Origin of the sequence: Kitasatospora sp. CB01950, from assembly GCF_001905465.1 — a bacterium.
Taxonomy (GTDB): Bacteria; Actinomycetota; Actinomycetes; order Streptomycetales; family Streptomycetaceae; genus Kitasatospora.
The window spans coordinates 118094-138684 of record NZ_LISX01000013.1 but is presented as its reverse complement, the minus strand read 5'-3'; the positions used below and the strand labels follow the sequence as shown (position 1 = coordinate 138684).

Genomic DNA, 20591 nt, shown 5'->3' with positions numbered 1-20591 from the left:
GCGCCGCCACCTCCCCGAAGGCTTCGCTGCGTCCGCCCGGGGTGGGGGCGGTATCGAGACGGTACCGAACGCACCCCGGCCGCGTACATGGCGTGGTCTGTACCAATTCTTTGCCAATGTCTCCCGGGGGCCGGGCATTTGACGGAACTTGCCAGCCCTTGGTGCGGGCTGTCCGATCCGTTGACCGTGGCATGGCGAGGGTGTGAGGGTTCCGGGCACCCCCACACCTGTGGCACCCCCACACATAGGAGCTCTGAATGAAACGCAGATTGCTGACCGCCGGCACCACCCTGGCCGTGCTGGGCGGCATGCTGGGCGGTTTCGTCGGGCAGGCTGTCGCCTCCCCGACCCCCGCCCCGCTCGCGCCGACACCACTGGCCGCGGCGGTCTCGGCCGCGGATCTGGCCGCCTCGGCCGGCCTGGACGCGCTGGCCAAGGGTCCTGACGAGGCGTACGAGCGGTCCTCGGTCACCCCGTTCGTCGGCGGCCTGTACTCGGTGTCGTACGAGCGCACCTACAAGGGCCTGCCGGTGGTCGGCGGCGACGCGGTGGTGCTCGCCGACGGGCAGGGCAAGGTCCGCTCGGTGCAGAGCGCGGCGTCGGGCCCGGTCGGGGTGCCGACGAAGGCGAAGGTGAGCGCGGCGGCCGCGGAGAAGGCCGCGCGCGCGAAGCTGGCGAAGGTGGACTCCGCCGAGGCGCCGCGCCTGGTGGTCCGGGTCAAGGACGGCACCTCGCGCCTGGCCTGGGAGTCGGTGCTGTCGGGTTCGACCGAGAGCCGGCCCAGCCACCTGCACGTGTTCGTCGACGCGATCACCGGCGAGGTCGCCGACAGCTACGACGACGTCAAGGCCGGCACCATCAACAGCAAGTGGAACGGCCCGGCGGGCCTGACCATCTCGACCACCGGCTCGGGCAGTTCGTACTCGCTGCGCGACCCGAGCCGTCCGGGCCTGCAGTGTTCGGACTACTCGACCGGTTCGGTCTTCAGCAAGTCCACCGACTCCTGGGGCACGGGTGCCGCGACCTCGAAGGAGACCGGCTGCGCCGACGCGATGTTCGCGGCGCAGAAGGAGTGGGACATGCTCCGCGACTGGCTGGGTCGCAACGGCCACAACGGCAACGGCGGCAGCTGGCCGGTGAAGGTCGGCCTGAACGACGTCAACGCGTACTGGGACGGCTCGACCATCTCGATCGGCCACAGCCAGGCCAACGAGTGGATCGCGGCGATCGACGTGGTGGGCCACGAGTTCGGCCACGGCCTCGACCAGTTCACGCCGGGCGGCGCCTCCAGCAACGAGGCGGGCCTGGGCGAGGCGACCGGCGACATCATGGGTGCGCTGACCGAGGCGTACGCCAACGAGCCGGCGCCGTACGACACCCCGGACTACACGGTCGGCGAGATGATCAACCTGGTCGGGCAGGGCCCGATCCGGGTGATGTACAACCCGTCGCAGATATCCGGCAACCCGAACTGCTACTCGTCGTCGATCCCGAACACCGAGGAGCACGCGGCGGCCGGCCCGCTGAACCACTGGTTCTACCTGCTGGCGGAGGGCTCGGCCCCGGGCGGCGGCAAGCCGTCCAGCCCGACCTGCAACTCGTCCTCGGTGACGGGCGTCGGCATCCAGACCGCGGGCAAGATCTTCTACGGCGGCATGCTGCTGAAGACCAGCGGCATGACGTACAAGAAGTACCGCACCGCGACCCTGACGGCCGCGAAGAACCTCGACTCCACCTGCAACCTGTTCAACCGCACCAAGGCCGCCTGGGACGCCGTCTCGGTGCCGGCCCAGCCCGGCGACCCGACCTGCGCCGGCAACCCGAGCGACTACTCGCTGGCGCTGAGCCCGTCCTCGGGCACCGTGCAGGCGGGCTCCTCCACCACGGCGACGATCTCCACCTCCGTCACCGCCGGCTCGGCCTCGACCGTCTCGCTGTCCGTGACCGGCGCGCCCTCCGGCACCACGGCGACGGTCTCCCCGTCGAGCGTGCAGTCCGGCGGTTCGGCGACGCTGAACATCAGCGTCGGCGCGAACACCGCGGCGGGCACCTACCCGCTGACGGTGACCGGCTCCGGCCCGGCCACCCACACCGCGCAGTACCAGCTGACGGTGAGCGGCGGGGGCAACCCCGGCGGTTCGGCCCCGGACATCAACGTCGCCAACGTGCAGGCGCACCTGAGCCAGCTGTACACGATCGCGCAGCAGAACGGCGGCAACCGCCGGGCGGGCAGCGCGGGTTACACGCAGTCGCTGGCGTACCTCAAGGGCAAGCTGCAGGCGGCGGGCTACACCGTCAGCGAGCAGACCTGCACCTCCTGCTCGTACAGCTCGAACAACCTGATCGCGGACTGGCCGGGCGGCCCGTCGGACCAGGTCACCATGTTCGGCGCGCACCTGGACTCGGTCTCGGCCGGCCCGGGCATCAACGACAACGGCTCCGGTTCGGCGGTGCTGCTGGAGAACGCGCTCGTCCTGGCGCAGCAGAACCCGAACATGACCAAGCACGTCCGGTTCGCCTGGTGGGCCGGTGAAGAGCAGGGCATGCAGGGTTCGGCGTACTACGTGGGCCAGCTGTCCTCGACCCAGCGTTCGGCGATCAAGGGCTACTACAACTTCGACATGGTCGGCTCCACCAACGCCGGCTACTTCGTCAACAACGTCAACTCGGCCACCGCGGCGCCGCTGAAGGCGTACTGGGACTCGCTGAACCTCCAGCCGGAGGAGAACGTCGAGGGCCAGGGCCGTTCCGACGACTACTCGTTCCAGCAGGCGGGCATCCCGACCTCGGGCTACGCGGCGGGCGCGGACGCCACCAAGACCTCGGCGCAGGCCGCCAAGTGGGGCGGCACGGCGGGCCGTTCGTACGACTCGTGCTACCACTCGTCGTGCGACACCACCTCCAACGTCGACGCGACGGTGCTGAACCGCAACGCCGACGGCGTGGCGTACGCGATCTGGAAGACCTCGGTCGGCGGCACCACCACGCCGGTCAACGACTTCAGCGTCTCGGTGAACCCGGCCACCGGCACCGTCCAGGCCGGCTCCGCCGCGACCGCGACGCTCTCCACCGCGACCACCTCCGGCTCGGCGCAGAGCGTGGCGCTGACCGCGAGCGGCGCGCCGTCCGGCACCACCGTCTCGTTCAGCCCGTCCTCCGTCTCCAGCGGCGGCAGCTCGTCCGTGACGGTCGCCACCTCCTCCTCCACCCCGGCCGGCACCTACACCATCACGCTGACCGGCACCGGCGCCTCGGCCACCCACTCCACCACCTTCACCCTGGTGGTGAACGGCGGTGGCGGCGGCAACACCACCTGGGCCGCCGGCGTCAACTACAACACGGGTGACGTGGTCACCTACAACGGCGTCAGCTACCGCTGCCTGCAGGCGCACCTCTCGCAGAGCACCTGGACGCCGGACGTGGTTCCCGCCCTCTGGCAGCGCATCTAGCCGCGGGGCAGTAAGGCAGTACGGCGGGTGGTGCCGCGGCCGGTTGGGGGACGGGCCGCGGCACCGCTCGTTTTTCGGCGTCGCGTCAGTTCGGCAGTCGCACCACGGCCGTGGCGGCCTGCGACTCGCCGAACCCCCAGCCCGCGACGGTCGAGCAGCCGGCGGCGTCCAGCACGTCGCTCCACGGTCCGTCGCCGGCTCCGGTGAAGAAGCCGCCCTCGCTGCGCGCGTCGGCCTCGGAGCGGCACAGCACGCGCAGGTGGTCGCGGAGCGCGGGGTGCGTCAGCGCGCCGAGGCGCTCCTGCCAGGGCGCGGCGGCGGGGCGGGCGGTGTCCACGTCGTACGAGGTCACCAGGTGGTCGGGGCCGCGCTCGGTGAAGGTGGCGGCCCGCATCGCGTCGTGCAGGGTGCCGTCGGTGGCGACGCGCAGCACGACGGTCAGCCAGTAGTTCAGCTTCTTGCACCGCTTGTCGGCCAGGTCGAGTCCGTGCCGTTCCAGCAGCGGCGCCAGGGCGGCCCCGGTCACCAGGGCCGCGCCGGCGGCGTCCTCGGCGGCCGCGGCGCGCAGGTCGGCGACGAAGGCGTCGTCGAACGGCCGGGGGCCCTTGTGGCCGTCCGCACCCCACAGTCCGGTGGCGGCCAGCAGGTCGGCGTCGAAACGGAACAGCGACGCCGCCAGGTCGAACCGCCAGTTCCACGGCGAGAACGGGTACGGGCCGTCCGGGTCCGGCAGGTGCCTGGGCGCGCCGTCCGCCAGCGCGTCGGCGGTGGCCCAGGCGCACGGGAACAGGAACTCGTCGAGGGTCTCCGAGGCGTAGTACACCCCGTACCCGGTGTCCTTCCCGTCGTCCGCCGCGCCGTCGAGCAGTATCGCGAAGGCGTCGGCCAGTGCCGCGTCCCAGTCCGTTCCAGTCGTCACGGGCGCATCTCTCTTTCCATTCGTACCAAGGGAGTTGACGCAAGGTATCGGCTCCCGACGACAGCCGCTTACGCCCGCCCGACGGGCCGCGTCCGTACGATGGCGCACGGCCGGGGCCGCGAGGGCCCGTTCGGCCTCCCGGGGGAAGGGTCGTCCGTTGCCGTACCGCTTCGCGCCGCTCGCCGGCGCCTCGACCCGGAAGCTGCGCGGGCTGGTGGTGCCGGCCGCGGTGGCGCTGCTGGCGGCGTTCGTGCTGAAGACCTTCGTGTTCCAGGTGTTCGTCATCCCGTCCGGCTCGATGATGGGCACCCTGCAGAAGGGCGACCGGGTCGCCGTCGACCGGTTCAGCCCGTGGCTGGGCGAGACCCCGCGCCGCGGCGAGGTGGTGGTCTTCCGCGACCCGGGCGGCTGGCTCACCTCGGCGCCGGCCGGTGCGGGCGGCGTCCTCGGCGGGGTCCGCTCCGCGCTGAGCTGGGTCGGGCTGGCGCCCTCCGCGGACGAGAAGGACCTGATCAAGCGCGTCGTCGCGGTCGGCGGCGACACCGTCGACTGCCGCGCGGGCCACCCGCTGACGGTGAACGGCACCGCCCTGGACGAGCCGTACCTGTACCCCGGCGCGACGCCCTGCGACGACTACCCCGTCGGCACGGTCACCGTCCCGCCCGACCACCTGTGGGTGATGGGCGACCACCGCAACGACTCCGCGGACTCCCGCTACCAGCAACTCCACAACGCCGGCGGCGGATTCGTCCCCGTCGACCACGTCATCGGCCGCGCCCGCGTCCTGCTCTGGCCACTCCCCCGCTGGGCCTCCCTGCCCGTCCCCGCGACCTTCCGGCACGTCGGCTGACGCCGCCCGGCCCGGGCGTGCGCCCAACTGCCGTTTGGCCGGGGGCAGTCGGCGTGCCAGGATCGGGCCCCGTGGAGATCATCGACAGTGGACGGTTCCGCCCGGGGGCGGACGGCGCGGCCGAGTACGTGGAGCAACTGCGCGTCCCCGCACTGAGTTTCGGCACCTACTCGCTGCCGGCGGGCTCGGCGGACGGGCAGTCGCCGCACCGCGAGGACGAGGTGTACGTGGTGACCCAGGGCCGGGGCCGGTTCACCTCCGGGGAACGGACGGTGGACGTCGGGCCCGGCACGGCGCTGTTCGTCCCGGCCCTGGAGGCGCACCGCTTCCACGACATCACCGAGGACCTGGTGGCCCTGGTGTTCTTCGCCCCCGCCTACAGCGGCGTCCCGCAGGACTGACGTTCGGTCGCCGACCCAATGTGCGGCGCCGTCAGCCTGCCGCGGTCACCGGGGCCAGCCGCAGGCGTTGGAGCGGGGGCCAGGGCGGCGGTTCCGACGGCCCGAACCAGGCGCGGACGTCCAGGCCGGTGCGGACGGGGAGTCGGGGGAAGTCGTTGACGGCGTGTTCGGTGCGGTGGAGGGCGTGGCGCGGGTGGAGGTGCCGGTCGGCCCAGGCGTCGAACGCGGTGGCGGTGGGCGGTCGGCAGATGGTCGCCTGCACTTCCGTCGCGCCCGGGTCGGGGAGGAAGCCGGGGCCGCGCAGCAGCAGGACGTCGTCGCTGTCGATCATCGTGGCGTTGGCCTCGTCGCGGTGCGCCCGCCAGACCGGGCCGGTGTAGAACGCCTCCAGGGCGCGCCGGCGGTGCGCCATGTCGGGGAAGGCGCGCAGCCAGACGAAGCGGTCGGGGTGGTCCAGGTCGCGGAAGCGGCCGCCGAGCGTGATGCCGACGGCCTGCTGGCCGGTGACGAACTCCCGCTCGAACAGGTCGATCAGGGCGTCCCGGGCGCCGGGGTGCAGGGTGTACTGGCGCAGTTCGACGACGCTCATGCGGCGGCTCCGTCGGCGGTGCGGGTGAGGTCCATGGTCCAGTTGAGTTCCCAGCTGCGGCCGCCGTCGGCGGAGAACTCCTGTTCCCAGCGGGCGGTGTCCGGTCCGAGGCGTTGCCAGACGAAGTGCACCCGGATCGGGCGGCCGTCGTAGTGGTCGTCGCCGTAGAAGTCGCCGCGGTCGCCGGTGAAGCGGCCGGCCATCGGCGGGTCGAGCCGTCCGGTGCGGCTGTCGGACCAGTGGATGGTCCACTCCTTCGCGGCGTGGTCGTACAGGCGCAGCGTCAGGCCCTGCCGTCCGAGGGTCGGGAAGTCGATCTCGTCGATGTTGCCCGCGCCGCCGAACAGCGGCCGCACCACGGCGAGGCCGGGGAACTCCTCCCAGGTGTCGCCGGCGGGTTCGGCGAGCGGGGCGGTGAGGCGGCGGTTGGCGACCTGCCAGGTGCCGTGCAGGAAGTCGAAGTCGTTCATGCGCCGCAGGTTAGGGCCGCTCCCCTGACATCCACTGTCAGTGGAGATCGGCACACTGGTGCTCATGCGTGCGAGCCGACTGGTCACTCTTCTGCTGCTGCTCCAGAACCGCGGCCGCCTGACGGCCGGTCAACTCGCGCAGGAGCTGGAGGTCTCCGTCCGGACGGTCTACCGGGACGTGGAGGCGCTGGCCGCGGCCGGCGTCCCGCTGTACGGCGAGGCCGGGCACGCGGGCGGCTACCGCCTGGTGGACGGCTACCGGACGCGCCTGACGGGGCTGACGGCGGACGAGGCGCAGGCCGCGTTCCTCGCCGCGCTGCCCGGCACGGCCGCCGAACTCGGCCTCGGCGAGGCCCTCGCCACCGCCCGCCTCAAGCTCCGGGCGGCGCTCCCGGCGGAGTTGCGCACGCACGCCGACCGCATCCAGGAGCGCTTCCTGCTCGACGCCCCCGGCTGGTACGGCGACGCCGACCGCACCCCGCACCTGACGGCGGTGGCCGGCGCGGTGTGGGCGCGGCGCGCGGTGCTGATGGGCTACCGCCGCTGGCGCGCCCCGGAGGAGATCTCTCGGCGGGTCGAGCCGTACGGGCTGGTGCTGAAGGCCGGCCGCTGGTACCTGGTCGCGGGCGGGCCGTCCGGGCCGCGCACCTACCGGGTCGACCAGATCCTCGAACTCACCTGCCTGGACGATGAGTTCACCGTCCCCGCGGACTTCTCCCTGCCCGCCTGGTGGTCCGCCCACCTGACCGGCTTCCGCGCCCGCCTGCACACCGGCCACGCGGTCGTCCGCCTCACCCCGGAGGGCGCCCGCCGCCTCGGCGTGCCCCCGGCGGCGGACGGCGGCTGGACACAGGCCCGGGTCCCGATCGAGTCGGTCGACCACGCGCACGGCGACTTCCTGCGCCTGGGCGCCGAGATCGAGGTCCTGGACCCGCCCGAACTCCGCGCCCGCCTCGCCACGACCGCCCGCACCCTGGCCGCCCGCTACGCCCAGGGGGCCGGGGCCTAGCCCGTGGCCGAGCTGCGCGCGTTGGGGTCGCGGGTCCTGGGGAGGTGGCGGGTGAACAGCAGGGCGCCGCCGGTGATGACCGTGCAGGCGAGGACGGCCGACCTGAGGCCCTGGATCTGCGCGTCCCGGTAGTGGCCGACGAGGGCCTCGGCCTCCTGCGGCGGCACGTCGGATCGGGTGGCCAGCGCGGCCGAGACCTGGTCGGCGGGCACGAAGGCGATGCCCGCCGAGACGTGCGTGGCGGTCTCCTGCGCGACGGCCGCGCTCACCCGCGGGTCGCTCTCGATCCTGGTGGTGACGGAGGTGGCGAGGGCGCCGATGAGCAGTGCGCCGATCAGCGCCGTGCCCAGCGAGGAGCCGAGGTTCTGCGCGGTGTACTGCAGGCCGCCGGCCTCGCTGCGTTCCGCGGCGCGCACGCTGGACTGCACCGTGTTGCCCAGCTGGGAGGCGAGCATGCCCAGGCCGATGCCGAGCAGCGCCATCGCGCCCGCGAACGAGCCGCCCTTCAGCTGCGGCCCGATCGCCGCGATCAGCCACAGGGTGGCGGCGAACAGCACCAGCAGGCCGGTCCGGACGATCGTCCGGGGCGAGGCGAACCGCAGCAGCAGCGAGCCGCACATCGAGGTGGCGAGCATCGTCACGGAGACCGGCAGCAGCCGCAGGCCGGTCTCGAACGCGTCCAGGCCCTGCACCACCTGGAGGTAGAGCGGGATGACGAAGAACAGGCCCAGCAGGACGGTGTTCTGGTTGAACAGCGTCACCAGTCCCGCGCGCAGCGGCCGGTTGCGGAACAGGTCCAGCGAGACCAGCGGTGTCCCGCCGCGCCGCTCCCAGCGCCGCTCGTGCACGCAGAACGCGTACAGCAGGACGCCGCCGAGCCCGATGGCGAACAGGGTCGGCGCGAAGCCGAGGACGGTGAACGGCGGGTTGCGCGGCTGCACCCAGCCCCAGCTGCCGCTCTGCAGCACGGCCAGGACCGCCAGTGCCAGGCCGGCGGCGGACAGCGCGGCGCCGAGGACGTCCAGCCGGGACCGCTCGGTGGGCGCGGGCTGCGGCGGGATCCAGCGCATCACCGCCAGGATCGCGACGACCAGGACCACCTCGCCGGCGAACACCAGCCGCCAGGTCAGGTAGGTGGTGACCCAGCCGCCGAGCAGCGGCCCGACGGCGATGCCCGCGCCGGCCAGCCCGCCGACCACGCCGTAGGCGATCGCCCGCTCGCGTCCCTGGTACGACCCGGCGACCAGGGCGGCCAGCGCGGGCAGCACCAGCGCCGCGCCCAGGCCCTCGATCACCGACCAGCCGAGCGCGAGCACGGCGACCGTCGGTGCCAGCGCGGTCAGGCCGGAGCCGACGCCGTACACGACCAGGCCGACCACGAAGACCTTCCGGCGGCCGACCATGTCGCCGATCTTGCCGCCGGTCAGCATGAAGGCCGCCATCACCAGGGTGTAGAGGGTGATGACGGCCTGGATGGTGGTGACCTCGGTGTGGAAGTCGGCGACCAGTTGACTGATCGACACGTTCATCACCGAGGCGTCCAGCACCATCAGGAACTGCGCCGTCCCGAGGACGAGCAGCGGCTTCCACCTGTTCACCGTGCCGTGCCTCCTTCGGCCGCCGGGAGCGTCAGCCGCCGAGGATCCGGGCCTTCTGCGCGGCGAACTCCTGCTCGGTGAGCACGCCCTGTTCCTTGAGCGTGGCGAGCTGCTGGAGCTGGTCGAGTTTCTGCTCCATGCTCATTCCCGCCGGCGGGGGCGGCGGCGGAGGGGGCGGGGCGACGGGTTCGGCGTAGCCGACGTGCTGGGGCTCCTGCTGGGCCCACCGGCCGGCCTGCCGCCGGGAGACCCGGTTGGAGACGGCGGTGGCGGTGCCGGCGACGACCGCGGTGCGGGCGACGCCGCGGAGCAGTCCGGGCATGGTTTCCACCCTTCTGTGGGTTCTGTCGGTGGGGTGCTCCGCACGGACGCGATCAGCCCGTGCTTCCGGTCCCCTCGATCGCGTCGAGGTCCTCGATCACGTCCTGCAGCGGCACCCGCCCGCCGGCGAGCATCCGGGCGTCGGCCCGGCGCAGCGCGGCGGCCAGCGGGGCGGCCCACCGGTTCTCGTAGAGCAGGACGAGGGCGGAGTTGCCGGGGTCGAGCAGGGAGCCCGCCTCGGCCACGTCGTCGTCGCCGAGCAGGCCGGACGAGGCGCCCTCGAACACGGCGAGGTCCAGCTGTCCGTCGCCGTCGAGGTCGGCGACTTCGACGACCAGGACCGTGCCGTCGGTGTCCTTGCGCAGGAACGTCAGGTCGAGGATGCGGATGATGCCGCGGTCGACCAGGTCGACCAGCAGCGGCATTCCCTCGCCGGTCAGTCGGCTGCCGGGGAAGGAGATCACCAGGTAGTCGATCGGGCCGAGTTCGTCCAGGTCTTGGTTTTCCGTGCTCACGGCGGCTCCCGGGGAAGAGCGGGCGGCCGACTACGGGGCCGGCCGGGGCGGGGCCGGCGTCTTCGCAGCCGACCGGCTCCTCGTCCACGCTAGCCCTTGCCGTCGCCCGCCGCCCTTCCTGGCCACTACGGAGCGTGACGTCCCGGTGGGTGTGACCGGCTCCGGTCGGGCGCCGTCGGCGTCACCGGCGGACCGGCCCACCGGCCCCGGACGGGCGCAGCAGGACCTCGCTGCCGATCGGGGTGAACCCGCAGGCGAGGAAGGCGCGCAGGGAGCGGGCGTTGCCGGGCGAGACGGCGGCGAACACCGGCTCGCCGATCGGGACGAGGGTGAGCGCGTCGGCGATCAGCGAGCGTCCGAGGCCGGGCCGGCCGCTCTCCTCGGGCCGGTGCAGTTCGATGCTCAACTCCCGTCGCCCGGCGAGGCCTTGGGCGAGGGTGACCAGTCCGCGCCGGTCGCCGTAGACGCCGACGTCCGTGCGCAGTTCCCGGGCGTGCCGCACCCGGTCGTGGCCGTCCAGGCCGTCCAGCGGCCCCAGTTGCGCGGGGCCGCCGGCGCCGCGGGCGACCAGGGTCGCGTCGAGGCAGCCGATCCACCCGCCGGGGCCGGCCAGGTACCGCAGGAAGTCGGGCGCCATCGACTCCCCGTACCCGTCGGGTCCCTGGGCCCGCACCTCGGCCGCCGGGCACGCGGTGGCCAGCACCGCGTGCCCGGTGAACGCCACGGCGGCCGCGAGTCCGCCCGCGAGCGCGGGGAGCACCGTCACTCCGCCGTCCACCGGCGGGAACGCGCCGTCGGCCGCGTCCAGGAAGTGCCCCAGCAGCGGATGCGAATCGTCCATCCTTCGACCACCGTCCGTCGGTTGTGGATCGTCGTCGGCCGGCCGGCCGGTGATGTCGGGGCCCGGGCTCAGGTGGAGTCCCGCACCACCAGCTGCGTTTCGAGGATGATCATGGGTCGGCTCACCGTCTCGCCGTTGATCCGGGCGATCAGCAGGCGCGCCATCTCCCGCCCCATCTTCTCCAGCGGCTGGTGCACGGAGGTCAGCGGCGGATCGGTGTGGAGGGCGATCGGCGAGTTGTCGAACCCGACGAGGGCGACGTCCTCGGGCACGCTGCGTCCCTGCGCCTTCAGGACGCGCAGGGCGCCGATCGCCATGTTGTCCGAGGCTGCGAAGACGGCGTCGATCTCCCTGTCGAGCAGCAGCAGTTCTTCCATCGCGAGGGCGCCGGAGTCGGCGGAGAAGTCGCCGTGGGCGACCAGCCCGGCGCCCAGCGAGGCGTCGGCGAGCGCGTCCTGATAGCCCTGCAGCCGCTGCACCCCCGCCCGCATGTCCTGCGGGCCGGTGATGGTGGCGATCCGGGTCCTCCCCTGCTTCACCAGGTGCCGCACGGCCCGCCGCGCGCCGTCGCGGTTGTTCACGTCCACGCAGTACGTCGGGTCGAAGCCGGTGGGGGCTCCGGCGACCACCGTCGGGATCCCGCTCTCCTCCAGGAGGCGGGGCATCGGGTCGTCGCCGTGCAGCGAGGTCAGCAGCACGCCGTCGACGTGCTGGGCCGTCAGGTAGTGCAGCAGTTGGTCCTTCTCCGGCTCCGACTGCGCGATGGCCAGCAGCAGTTGCAGGCCGGTGCTGGCCAGTCCCCGCTTGATGCCGCTCATCAGGCCGGAGAAGTACGGCTCGTCCCAGACCGTGTCCTCGGAGACGGCCATCACCAGGGCGACCGTGTCGGTGCGGCGCCGCACCAGCCCTCGGGCCAGGCTGTTGGGCACGTAGCTCAGTTCGTCGATCGCCCGCAGCACCGCCTCCCGGGACTTGGCGCTGACCTTCGACGAGCCGTTGATCACGCGGGACGCAGTGCCGCGGCCGACACCCGCGTGCGCGGCAACGGACTCCAAGGTCGGTCTTTGGCCCATGGTGGCATCCCCCTCTTGCCGAGAAAACCTCTGCTGTCGTCACCCGCCCCACAGGGGTGGTGACATGCCCGTCCGTGCAGGCTACCCGCTCTGCGGCCCCGGCGGCCGAGCAGTCTGCATGTTCAACGCCGCGCCGGTGACGGGGCGTTCGGAGCGTCACTGCCGGCCTGGCGAACCCGGTCGGTGGCTTCGCACCGGACCCGCCGCGCGGTCGGCGGAGGTGGGACGCGGCGGACGCCAGGACGTCCTCGATCCGCAGACCGCGCCGGGCGTCCAGAGGATGGCCCGTCCCGGACCTCACCGCCGCGGCGAACTCGTCCGCCACCCGCGCGAACGCGCCTTCCAGCTCCCCCGGCCAGTCCAACTGCACGTGCTCCCGCGCGCCGTGCACCTCGACCCGCGCCGGGAGCGGCGCACCGTCGACCGCAGTCGACGTAGATCGCGGCGGTGGCGCGGCGCGGGCGATGGAACCGATCCGGCTCGGAGACGGACCGCCGTGATGTCGGGGGTGGAGCGCCCGGCTCGACGTCCGTGGCCAGGACTTCGTGCCTGACCCGTACCGCCGCGCCACCCACCGGCCTCGCAGAGATTATTTCGCTGAGAAACCTCAGTGCTCGGCGGCGTTGCGGAACTGGAGGGCGAGAGTCGACACCTGCTGGATGTCGGTGGCACCGGAAGCCATCACGGTACCGTCAGTTCCGGCGTCCTCCCAGTGGCAGATGACGACGCTGCCGCTTTTGGTGCGGCCGCAGCGCATCAGCCCGCCGAGCGGGCCGGGGTCGACGTCCTTCGCGTCCTCGACCTTGGCACCGGCGAAGAAGTTGACGAAGAGCCATTCCAGGGAGTGCTCAGACTTCTCGGCGGCGCCTTCCGGATCCCACGCGGCCGTCGATGCGGAGAACACGACACTGGGCTGCGTCCCGCCCGGAGCCTTCGAGTAGTACCAGAGATGTTCGGACGTCCTGCCCTTCGTCTTCGCGGCGAGCTGGGCCGCAGCTTCACCGGTGATGAGGTGATAGCCGGCGACGGTGTCGGGCGCGTCGACGGTCCGGTTGGTCGGCCCGGTCTCGGCCGCCGCCCCGTAGGGGGTTTCGCTTCTCAGGTCCAGGACGAACTTCGCTGTGAAGGAGGCGCAGATCACGACCATGGCCAGAGCCAGCAGGATTTGGCGCTTCTTCCGCAGCGCGGTGACCCGGGGCAGGTCCTCCGGCATCATGGCGACCGGATTGCGCCACCTTCGGGTGAGCACCCAGACGACGACGATGCCGACGGCCAACACGGCGGCCAGGCCGAGGACTTGTCCCTGCAGGAATGCCGTGGAATGGGTGTCGATGGCGAGAAGCATGCGCGGCACCCTAACGGTCACTCACATGCCGGCTACGGAGTTGCTGCCGGGCGATCACCGTGAAACAGGACGAATCGCCGACGAATGAAGGCGAATTCGTTATGCGCCGAATTCGTTATGCGCCGATCGACGGTGAAACGTGTATGCAGCGTGGCCCACGGTCCGTAGCGCTCGGGCACATCTCGCCAGGCCGTCCCGGTTCGGAGCGTCCACACGATCCCGTTCAGGATCCTGCGGTCGTCCAGCCGCGCCACACCAGTGTCGTTGACGACCGCCCCAAGAGCCGATCCGGAGCGAACACCCTCGCCGCCGTAAAGATGTGACGGTCAGTCGGATCGCCGTGGATGACGGTTCGTCACGGTCCTTCCGAAGTGCGACGCCGCGCTCCGCCGGGGAAGTCGTCGGCCGGACACCGCTACAGGTGTCATCTACGCCTCCTGCCAGGGGAGTTCGCCCAACGGGCCGTGCCGCACCACCCACCGGCTCGGGCGGCGCGCGGCGGCGCACCCGGACGGCCGCACGCCGGGACGCGGTAGTACGTACCACCCGATCGGCCGAGTTGGGGCACGCTCGCATCGATCACGCCGGTCTCGGGCCGCCATCATCGTGCCGGTACCCGAACCACCGCGTCCGCCACCGGCCTCGAGCGGTGACGGTGCCTCCCGCATGGTCGCTCGAAAAGGAACACGCACGATGAACTTCCACAGCCTGGCCCGCCGTGCCCAGTCGATCGCCGCCGCGCTCGTACTCGCCGCCGGGGCCTTCACCGGCGCCTCCCCCGCCCACGCGACCGACTGCGGCCCGGACGCGCAGCTGCGCCCCGTCTCGACCACGGCGGGAACAGGCAGTTGGTCGTCGCCCCACGGGCACCCGCTGGCCGGCCTCGCCGGGGGCGCGTCCGGCGGGCCGACGGCCCACGACATCGCCGGTCGGCAGCACCGCTGACCGCCGCCCGCCCTGCGCCGATCTCGCGCAGGCCGGAACGAACCCGCGCTCGGCCCACGCGCGTTGGGACGCGACGCTGTCGTGGCAGGCGGTCGCCACGCCCCGGCCCGCGGCCCGCTCCGCGACGCGGTGGGCGACGCGGCCGGTGCCGTCCTCCAGGTCGGCCGCACTCGGCAACAAGCAGGTAGAAGGCGCAACTGCCCTCCGCTGCTCGGCCAGTGCGGCTCCGGACCCGTCGGCGAACCGGTCGAAGAACGCGTCGCCGCGGTCGGAGATCGAGCCGGCGAAGCAGCTGCGGTCGGCCGGCTCGAGGACCAGGGCCGCCGGGACATGGTCGGGCATCGGCCGAACCCCCGGCCTCGTCGCGCGCCGGGGTCGCCCGGGTTCCCACCGCCGAGGCAGCCGAGAACCGTCGGCGCTCTCGGCAGCCGGTTCGTCGAGGGCGGTCGCCCCTGCCGCGCGTCGCGGCTCCGCCGCCGCCTCGGAGGCCGGGCCCGCTATACGGGCCGTGGGACCGGGTGGCGGGCCAGCAGGTCGCCGATCAGCCGGCCGTCGAACCAGATGCCGATGTGCCGCCTCGGCGGGGGTGGGTCGTCGCGGTCGAGTTCGGCGCGCAGCGGGCCGGGGACGTGGACGGCGGAGCGCAGGGGCGGGAAGGCGAGGTACCGCCAGATCGCGAGGTCGAGCGGGATGCCGGCGACGCCGGGCGGGGTGGGCCAGGGCCGGCCGGTCTGCGGGTGGCAGGGCACGAGGGCGAGCTCGGAGTGACGGTTCGTCAGGGGGCGGCCCGGGCCGTGCAGGGCGCAGCGTTTCGCCGGCCCGGCGGCACCGGGCCGGTGGCGGCGCAGGCCGCGGTCGAGGAGGGCCGCGGCCGTGTCGTCCTGGAACACCACGGGCGAGCCCTCGGCGGCGAGGATCAGTGCGACCAAGGTGACGCTCGCCTCCTGCTCGTAGCGGTAGCGCCAGCGGCCGTTCGCGTCGAGCGGCGGGACGGCGTGGCGGTCGTGGAGCAGATCCGTCCAGTCGGCGACGGGCAGCGCCGGGCCGGCGGGGACCGTGCGTATCGCGTCCGGCTCCAGCCACACGGCGTGCCAGAGCGAGCAGTCGTCCACCCACGCGCCCACCGGGTGTCCGCAGTGGGCGCAGGCGAGGTTGGGGCCGTCCTGGCCGGCGACGCCGCAGCAGCTGCCCTCGTAGCGACCGGGGATCGTCATGGTGCCGATGTCGTCCCCGGGTGCCAGCAGGATGCGCCCGGGCGCGCCGTCGGACAGCCGGCGGTCCGGACCGGATCGGCGGGGTGGGTAGCCGCGGGCCTCGGCCAGTTCCTCCCAGGGCCGCCAGGGCGGGCCGGACGGGTCCGGGTCGGCGGCGTAGCTCCCGGACTCCATCAGGGCCGGCAGCGGCATGTTGCCCACCCTGTGATGGGCGTAGACCGGGAACCGGACGCGGCTGACCGGCCGGGTGAGTGCGGTCGCGCAGTGCGCGCACGCGAAGAGCTCCAATGGGCACCCTCCTTCGACGACCCGCGCAAGGTCGCACACCGACCGCTGCGGCCGCAAAGGGTTTTCCGACGCCCTGTCAAGACCGCGCCGAGGCCGCCGTGTTCAGCCCTGTTCGCGCAGCGCCTCGTCGACCTGGTGGCGCTCGTAGCCGATCCGCACGATGTCGAAGGCGGCGGGGCGCGGCCGCTGCTCCGACGGCAGCGCGAGGTGGGCGTCGACCTGCTGCCGGTCGTAGCCGCGCCGCACCAGGTCGAACGCGGCCACCGTCTCCTCAACGGGCTTGGCGGCGGCGGGAGTTCGACGCTGCCACCAGCGGGTGCGGTGTTCCTCGGTCATGGCGGTGGTCCTCCCCGTCGGCGTTTCCTTTCTGGATGCTATCCGGCGCGCCGCGAGGCTCCGTGCCGCTCCCTCGCCGGGCGGCGAGCGGTGCCGGACCTGGGCCTCCCGGCCCGCACTGCCGTGTGCGTCACGGTCGGGGCCGGGGGCGTCATTCCACGTCTGCACGCCACCCGTCAGGGGGAAACCACTCAGAAAGGTCGCATACGAATCCGATGGAGGGCGCAGGGGACACCACTCACGAACGGAGCCACCCGATGCGTCGGATCAGCACCGCACTCACCGCCTTGGCCGCCACGGCCGCCACCCTCCTGCCCGCCTCCGCCGGGGCGGCCGACTTCGGCCGCCCCGGGGCCGCCGCGGACCCGAACCCGAACTTCGCCGTCGACTGCGCCACCACCGGCGGCGGCGTGCAGCAGACCGAGAGCTGGCTCTTCAAGCCCGCCCCGAGCACCGACGGCCGCAGCGTCTCCGCGACCCACCGCACCAGCTACCGCGGCTGTTCGGGCAGTGCGAAAAGCACGCTGAACCAGAACGCGCCGGTCACCTGGAACTCCAGCTGCACGGACCCCTTCCCGGACTCGACCACCGAGACGGTCACCTACACCTGGGACACCGGCGACACCACCACGGTGAACTTCGACAAGGTGACGGTGACCAAGGAGGCCGGCGGCAACGTGATCCGCTTCCGAATGAAGAGCACGGGCACCGTCACGGCGGGCAGCGGCGTCGGCAAGGCCGTCACCCGCAACACGCTCTTCGACCCGGTCGGCAGCGGGTGCGACAAGGACTCCACCGAAGTGTTCGGCGTCACCGCCGACTTCACCATCGGCTGAGCACCCTCGGCGCCGCCGGGCGTCCGCCGGTACGCCGGTGGCGCGCCACGCGCAGGGCACCGGCGGCGCCGCCCTTGGCACACACCTGGCACCACATGGCACCACGTGGCACCACATGGCACCAGCCCGATCTGCCCGGCACCACCGTACGCCGCACTCATCCCCGCAGGTCAGGACGGTCCACCCCGCGCCCCCAACCACCGCCCCCCACAACGGACTTGTCGTGGCATCAAAGTGATGCCACGATGGGGCCATGGACCTCACCCCGTATGTCGACAACCTCCGCCGCGAGTTGGCGGTGGCCGCCGAGGCCGGTGGGCCTGATGCCCGCGCTCTGGCCGAGCGGCTGACCGCCCCGCTGGAGTCGGCGACCCGGCTGACCATGCTCCATGTGCTCTCCGCCGCGATGGCCGAGGTCACCCGCGAGCTGGCCCCGGGTTCGGTCGATGTCCGACTGCGTGGACTGGACCCGGACTTCGTGGTGACCGCACCGCTCCCCGAGCCCACCGCCCCCGAGCCCGCCCCCGCCACTGCGCCCGCCCCTGTGCCCGCGACCGCCGACCTGTCCGCCGCCGAGGACGACGGCGGGACGGCCCGGATCAACCTGCGGCTGCCGGCCCAGTTGAAGGCGCGCGCCGAGGAGGCCGCCGCCCGCGAGGGGCTGTCGGTCAACGCGTGGCTGGTGCGGGCGGTGGCGTCCGCCGTCGAGGGCGGCGCCCGTCCGCGCGGGCCGGTGGAGCGCTCGCAGACGTTCGGCCAGAGCTTCACCGGCTGGGTCCGCTGAGCCCGCGCCGCCACCTCAACTCCCGAGACTCCCGGACCTGCCGCGACTTCCGCGACTTCCGCGACGCCGGAAACTCCCGCGACGCCAGAGACCCCAAGGACGGTACTGCCATGCCTTCGTTCGACACCCCCGAGCCGATCTCGCTGAACGCCCAGGTGTCCGCGGGCTCGGTGCACGTCGTCGCGACCGACCGCACCGACACCGTGGTCGAGGCCCGGCCGCGCGACCCGGAGCGGGAGGCGGACGTGCGCGCCGCCGAGCAGACCGCGATCGACTTCGCGGGCGGCGTGCTGACCGTCCGCACCCCCAAGCAGCGCCACCTGCTGGGGCGGACCGGCGTGGTGGACGTGTCCGTCGAACTGCCGGCCGGCTCACGGCTGGAGGCCGGCGGCGCGTGGGCGCAGGTGCTCGGCGAGGGGCGGCTCGGCGAGGTGCGGGTGAAGACCGCGTCCGGGGACATCCGGCTGGACCGCACCGGGCCGTTGCAGCTGACGGCCGCGCACGGGTCGATCACCGTCGACGAGGTGCAGGGCCGGGCGGAGATCACCACGAGTTCGGGCGCCGTCCGGGTGGGGCTGCTGGACGGCCCGGCGGTGGTGAAGAACTCCTACGGCAGCACCACCGTCGCGGTCGCCACCGGCGACCTGCAGGTGAGCGGTGCCAATGGCGACATCACGGTCGAACGGGCCGCGGCCTCGGTCCGCGCCAGCACCGCCCGGGGCACTCTGCTGGTCGGCGAAGTCGCGCGCGGCAGCGTGCAGTTGGAGAACGGCTTCGGCGCGATCGAGGTCGGCGTCCGGGCCGGCACGGCAGCCTGGCTGGACGTCAGCGCGCAGCGCGGGCAGGTCCGCAACTCGCTGGCCGACACGGACGCGCCGGAGCGGCACGAGGAGACCGTCGAGGTCCGCGCCCGTACCCGGTTCGGCAACATCGACATCCGCCGTGCCCGCTCCTGACGATCCGTCAGCACCGTCAGCTAAGCCACCACCACCGCATCCGGTCCACCAAGGGGGGACACATGCCCACGTTTGTCATGCCCACACCCAGAAAGCTCAGGGAAGAGCCCTCGCGCCCGGCCGTCACCGCCGTCGGCCTGCGCAAGTCGTACGGCGGCCGGACCGTCCTCGACGGCCTCGACCTCGCCATCCCCGCCGGGACGGTGTTCGCCCTGCTCGGGCCGAACGGCGCGGGCAAGACCACCACGGTCGAGATCCTCACCACCCTGGTGGCCGCGGACGGCGGCCAGGCGCAGATCGCCGGCCACGACCTGCGCACCGACCCGGACGGGGTGCGCTCGGCGATCGGGGCCACCGGGCAGTTCGCCGCCGTGGACGACCTGCTCACCGCCGAGGAGAACCTCCGCCTGATGGCCGACCTGCTGCACCTGCCCAGACCCCAAGGACGTTCCCGCACCAGGGAGTTGCTGGAGCGCTTCGACATCGCGGAGGCGGCCGGCCGGCGCGCCTCGACCTTCTCGGGCGGGATGCGCCGCAGGCTCGACCTGGCGATGACGCTGGTCGGCGCCCCGGAGGTGATCTTCCTGGACGAGCCGACCACGGGCCTCGACCCGCGCAGCCGCCGCACCATGTGGAAGACCGTGCGCGGCCTGGTCGCGGGCGGCACCACGGTCTTCCTGACCACCCAGTACCTGGAGGAGGCCGACCAACTCGCCGACCGCATCGCCGTCCTGGACGGCGGCCGGATCGTCGCCGAGGGCACCCCCGACGAACTGAAGACCCGCATCCCCGGCAACCACGTCCGCCTGCGCTTCGCCGACCCGGCCGCCTACGGGCGCGCCTGCGCCGCGTTCCCGGGCGCGAGCCGCGACGAGGAGAACCTCGCACTGCGCATCGCCGGCGACGCCGGACTGGACGCCCTGCGCGCCCTGATCGACCGCCTGGACGCGGCCGGCGTCCCCACCGCCGACTTCTCGGTGCACACCCCGGACCTCGACGACGTCTTCTTCGCGCTGACCGGCAGCGCCGCATCCCGCCACCACGCCGAGGAGACCCCGCGATGAGCAGCACCCTCGCCCTGACCGCCCACGACTCGCTGACCATGCTGCGCCGCAACCTCAAGCACGCCGCCCGCTACCCGGCGCTCACCTTCGGCCAGGCGATGACGCCGATCATGATGCTGCTGCTGTTCGTCTACGCCTTCGGCGACTCGATCGGCGCGGGCCTCGGCGGCGGGCGCGACGCGTACCTGTCCTACCTGACGCCCGGCATCCTGGTGATGGGCGTGGCGGGCGGCTCGATGTCCACCTCGGTGGCGATCTGCTCCGATCTGACGGGCGGCATCGTCAACCGCTTCCGCACCATGAACATCGCCCGCTCCTCGTTCCTGACCGGCCATGTGGTCGGCAGTGTCCTCCAGACCATGGTCGGCGTCGTGCTGGTGGTCGCGGTGGCGCTGGCGGTCGGGTTCCGCTCGGACGCGGGCGCGCTGGAGTGGCTGGCGGCGTTCGGGCTGCTGGCGGCGGTCGCGGTCGCGGTGACCTGGCTGTCGGCGGCGCTCGGGCTGCTCTCGAAGACGGTGGAGTCGGCCAGCAACAAGCCGCTGCTGATCCAGTTCCTGCCGTTCCTGGGCTCGGCGTTCGTGCCGGCCGACTCGATGGCGCCGGGACTGCGCCTGTTCGCCGAGTACCAGCCGTTCACCCCGGTGACGGAGACGCTGCGCGGTCTGCTGTCGGGCTCGGCGATCGGCTCCGCCGGCTGGGTGTCGCTGGCCTGGTGCGCGGGCATCGGCGTGCTCGGCCACGCCTGGTCGCGGAGGCTGTTCGACCGTACCGGCCGGCGCTGAACGGTT

At 73.0% G+C, this 20591-nt stretch carries 21 protein-coding genes and 1 pseudogene; 10 read left to right on the top strand and 12 right to left on the bottom strand.

Features of this window, described 5'->3' with window-relative positions; translation table 11 throughout:
- The first annotated feature begins 257 nt into the window (after positions 1 to 257).
- A complete protein-coding gene (locus tag AMK19_RS27400; protein WP_073816287.1) occupies positions 258 to 3449 on the top strand; it encodes a M28 family peptidase in 3192 nt (1063 codons plus the stop codon).
- Between the two features lie 85 nt (positions 3450 to 3534).
- Here the strand turns inward: AMK19_RS27400 and AMK19_RS27395 are convergent, their stop codons facing one another.
- The gene (locus AMK19_RS27395) at positions 3535 to 4368 is read right to left on the bottom strand and encodes a hypothetical protein (protein WP_143200426.1); all 834 of its coding nucleotides are present in this window, start codon (positions 4366 to 4368) and stop codon (positions 3535 to 3537) included.
- A gap of 157 nt (positions 4369 to 4525) precedes the next feature.
- On the opposite strand from AMK19_RS27395, the gene lepB reads away from it, so the two are divergent.
- Both lepB and AMK19_RS27385 read left to right on the top strand, forming a co-directional pair.
- Positions 4526 to 5218, top strand: a complete 693-nt coding sequence (gene lepB / locus AMK19_RS27390) for a signal peptidase I (protein ID WP_241844613.1) — start codon at positions 4526 to 4528, stop codon at positions 5216 to 5218.
- 71 nt (positions 5219 to 5289) lie between these two features.
- Complete coding sequence (locus tag AMK19_RS27385; RefSeq protein ID WP_073816283.1) at positions 5290 to 5619, top strand: cupin domain-containing protein; 330 nt, start codon at positions 5290 to 5292, stop codon at positions 5617 to 5619.
- A 31-nt stretch (positions 5620 to 5650) separates the two neighbouring features.
- Here the strand turns inward: AMK19_RS27385 and AMK19_RS27380 are convergent, their stop codons facing one another.
- Entirely contained in the window at positions 5651 to 6208 is a 558-nt protein-coding gene (locus AMK19_RS27380) for an NIPSNAP family protein (RefSeq protein ID WP_073816282.1), read from the bottom strand.
- The gene (locus AMK19_RS27375) at positions 6205 to 6678 is read right to left on the bottom strand and encodes a hypothetical protein (protein WP_073816280.1); all 474 of its coding nucleotides are present in this window, start codon (positions 6676 to 6678) and stop codon (positions 6205 to 6207) included. Before AMK19_RS27375 ends, AMK19_RS27380 begins: the two co-directional genes overlap by 4 nt.
- Before the next feature lie 64 nt (positions 6679 to 6742).
- Here AMK19_RS27375 and AMK19_RS27370 point away from each other — a divergent pair, with 64 nt between their 5' ends.
- A complete protein-coding gene (locus AMK19_RS27370; RefSeq protein ID WP_073816363.1) occupies positions 6743 to 7687 on the top strand; it encodes a helix-turn-helix transcriptional regulator in 945 nt (314 codons plus the stop codon).
- On the opposite strand, the gene AMK19_RS27365 is transcribed toward AMK19_RS27370, so the two are convergent.
- From AMK19_RS27365 to AMK19_RS37615, 7 genes and pseudogenes are all read right to left on the bottom strand, one after another.
- Positions 7684 to 9285 (bottom strand): MFS transporter, encoded by a 1602-nt coding sequence (locus AMK19_RS27365; RefSeq protein ID WP_073816278.1) that lies wholly within the window; start codon positions 9283 to 9285, stop codon positions 7684 to 7686. The genes AMK19_RS27370 and AMK19_RS27365 overlap by 4 nt on opposite strands.
- A 31-nt stretch (positions 9286 to 9316) precedes the next feature.
- A complete protein-coding gene (locus tag AMK19_RS27360; protein ID WP_073816277.1) occupies positions 9317 to 9607 on the bottom strand; it encodes an SHOCT domain-containing protein in 291 nt (96 codons plus the stop codon).
- A 52-nt stretch (positions 9608 to 9659) separates the two neighbouring features.
- Positions 9660 to 10121 (bottom strand): DUF6325 family protein, encoded by a 462-nt coding sequence (locus AMK19_RS27355; protein WP_241844612.1) that lies wholly within the window; start codon positions 10119 to 10121, stop codon positions 9660 to 9662.
- Between the two features lie 181 nt (positions 10122 to 10302).
- Positions 10303 to 10962, bottom strand: coding sequence for a hypothetical protein (locus tag AMK19_RS27350; RefSeq protein ID WP_073816275.1), 660 nt, complete (start codon positions 10960 to 10962; stop codon positions 10303 to 10305).
- Positions 10963 to 11030: 68 nt separating this feature from the next.
- A complete protein-coding gene (locus AMK19_RS27345; RefSeq protein ID WP_073816274.1) occupies positions 11031 to 12035 on the bottom strand; it encodes a LacI family DNA-binding transcriptional regulator in 1005 nt (334 codons plus the stop codon).
- A 607-nt stretch (positions 12036 to 12642) separates the two neighbouring features.
- Positions 12643 to 13380 carry a hypothetical protein gene (locus AMK19_RS27340; RefSeq protein ID WP_073816272.1) on the bottom strand — a complete coding sequence of 246 codons (738 nt, stop codon included), beginning with the start codon at positions 13378 to 13380 and terminating at the stop codon, positions 12643 to 12645.
- A gap of 134 nt (positions 13381 to 13514) precedes the next feature.
- A pseudogene (locus tag AMK19_RS37615) lies at positions 13515 to 13637 on the bottom strand (transposase); the annotation flags it as partial.
- 436 nt (positions 13638 to 14073) lie between these two features.
- On the opposite strand from AMK19_RS37615, the gene AMK19_RS27330 reads away from it, so the two are divergent.
- Complete coding sequence (locus tag AMK19_RS27330; protein ID WP_073816270.1) at positions 14074 to 14325, top strand: hypothetical protein; 252 nt, start codon at positions 14074 to 14076, stop codon at positions 14323 to 14325.
- Between the two features lie 497 nt (positions 14326 to 14822).
- Here AMK19_RS27330 and AMK19_RS27325 read toward each other — a convergent pair whose 3' ends face one another.
- Positions 14823 to 15827: a hypothetical protein gene (locus AMK19_RS27325; protein WP_073816268.1), complete on the bottom strand. Its 1005-nt coding sequence runs from the start codon at positions 15825 to 15827 to the stop codon at positions 14823 to 14825.
- 102 nt (positions 15828 to 15929) lie between these two features.
- Entirely contained in the window at positions 15930 to 16163 is a 234-nt protein-coding gene (locus tag AMK19_RS27320; protein ID WP_073816267.1) for a hypothetical protein, read from the bottom strand.
- 257 nt (positions 16164 to 16420) lie between these two features.
- On the opposite strand from AMK19_RS27320, the gene AMK19_RS27315 reads away from it, so the two are divergent.
- The 5 genes from AMK19_RS27315 (at position 16421) to AMK19_RS27295 (ending at position 20585) form a co-directional block, all read left to right on the top strand.
- Positions 16421 to 16999 (top strand): hypothetical protein, encoded by a 579-nt coding sequence (locus tag AMK19_RS27315; RefSeq protein WP_073816265.1) that lies wholly within the window; start codon positions 16421 to 16423, stop codon positions 16997 to 16999.
- Positions 17000 to 17252: 253 nt separating this feature from the next.
- A complete protein-coding gene (locus AMK19_RS27310; RefSeq protein ID WP_073816263.1) occupies positions 17253 to 17783 on the top strand; it encodes a toxin-antitoxin system HicB family antitoxin in 531 nt (176 codons plus the stop codon).
- A gap of 110 nt (positions 17784 to 17893) precedes the next feature.
- Positions 17894 to 18739: a DUF4097 family beta strand repeat-containing protein gene (locus AMK19_RS27305; RefSeq protein WP_073816261.1), complete on the top strand. Its 846-nt coding sequence runs from the start codon at positions 17894 to 17896 to the stop codon at positions 18737 to 18739.
- Between the two features lie 77 nt (positions 18740 to 18816).
- On the top strand, positions 18817 to 19803 hold the full coding sequence (locus tag AMK19_RS27300; RefSeq protein ID WP_073816259.1) for an ATP-binding cassette domain-containing protein: 987 nt from the start codon (positions 18817 to 18819) through the stop codon (positions 19801 to 19803).
- Positions 19800 to 20585, top strand: a complete 786-nt coding sequence (locus AMK19_RS27295; RefSeq protein ID WP_073816258.1) for an ABC transporter permease — start codon at positions 19800 to 19802, stop codon at positions 20583 to 20585. Before AMK19_RS27300 ends, AMK19_RS27295 begins: the two co-directional genes overlap by 4 nt.
- Positions 20586 to 20591 lie beyond the last annotated feature (6 nt).

Bases quoted from the DNA above. Each gene is read 5' to 3' on its own strand.
- AMK19_RS27350 (WP_073816275.1), bottom strand. From the start codon at position 10,962: ATGGACGATTCGCATCCGCTGCTGGGGCACTTCCTGGACGCGGCCGAC.
- AMK19_RS27300 (WP_073816259.1), top strand. From the start codon at position 18,817: ATGCCCACACCCAGAAAGCTCAGGGAAGAGCCCTCGCGCCCGGCCGTC.
- AMK19_RS27330 (WP_073816270.1), top strand. From the start codon at position 14,074: ATGAACTTCCACAGCCTGGCCCGCCGTGCCCAGTCGATCGCCGCCGCG.
- AMK19_RS27360 (WP_073816277.1), bottom strand. From the start codon at position 9,607: ATGCCCGGACTGCTCCGCGGCGTCGCCCGCACCGCGGTCGTCGCCGGC.
- AMK19_RS27345 (WP_073816274.1), bottom strand. From the start codon at position 12,035: ATGGGCCAAAGACCGACCTTGGAGTCCGTTGCCGCGCACGCGGGTGTC.
- AMK19_RS27310 (WP_073816263.1), top strand. From the start codon at position 17,253: ATGGACCTCACCCCGTATGTCGACAACCTCCGCCGCGAGTTGGCGGTG.
- AMK19_RS27305 (WP_073816261.1), top strand. From the start codon at position 17,894: ATGCCTTCGTTCGACACCCCCGAGCCGATCTCGCTGAACGCCCAGGTG.
- AMK19_RS27295 (WP_073816258.1), top strand. From the start codon at position 19,800: ATGAGCAGCACCCTCGCCCTGACCGCCCACGACTCGCTGACCATGCTG.
- AMK19_RS27400 (WP_073816287.1), top strand. From the start codon at position 258: ATGAAACGCAGATTGCTGACCGCCGGCACCACCCTGGCCGTGCTGGGC.
- AMK19_RS27370 (WP_073816363.1), top strand. From the start codon at position 6,743: ATGCGTGCGAGCCGACTGGTCACTCTTCTGCTGCTGCTCCAGAACCGC.
- AMK19_RS27320 (WP_073816267.1), bottom strand. From the start codon at position 16,163: ATGACCGAGGAACACCGCACCCGCTGGTGGCAGCGTCGAACTCCCGCC.
- AMK19_RS27340 (WP_073816272.1), bottom strand. From the start codon at position 13,380: ATGCTTCTCGCCATCGACACCCATTCCACGGCATTCCTGCAGGGACAA.
- AMK19_RS27375 (WP_073816280.1), bottom strand. From the start codon at position 6,678: ATGAACGACTTCGACTTCCTGCACGGCACCTGGCAGGTCGCCAACCGC.
- AMK19_RS27380 (WP_073816282.1), bottom strand. From the start codon at position 6,208: ATGAGCGTCGTCGAACTGCGCCAGTACACCCTGCACCCCGGCGCCCGG.
- AMK19_RS27315 (WP_073816265.1), top strand. From the start codon at position 16,421: ATGCGTCGGATCAGCACCGCACTCACCGCCTTGGCCGCCACGGCCGCC.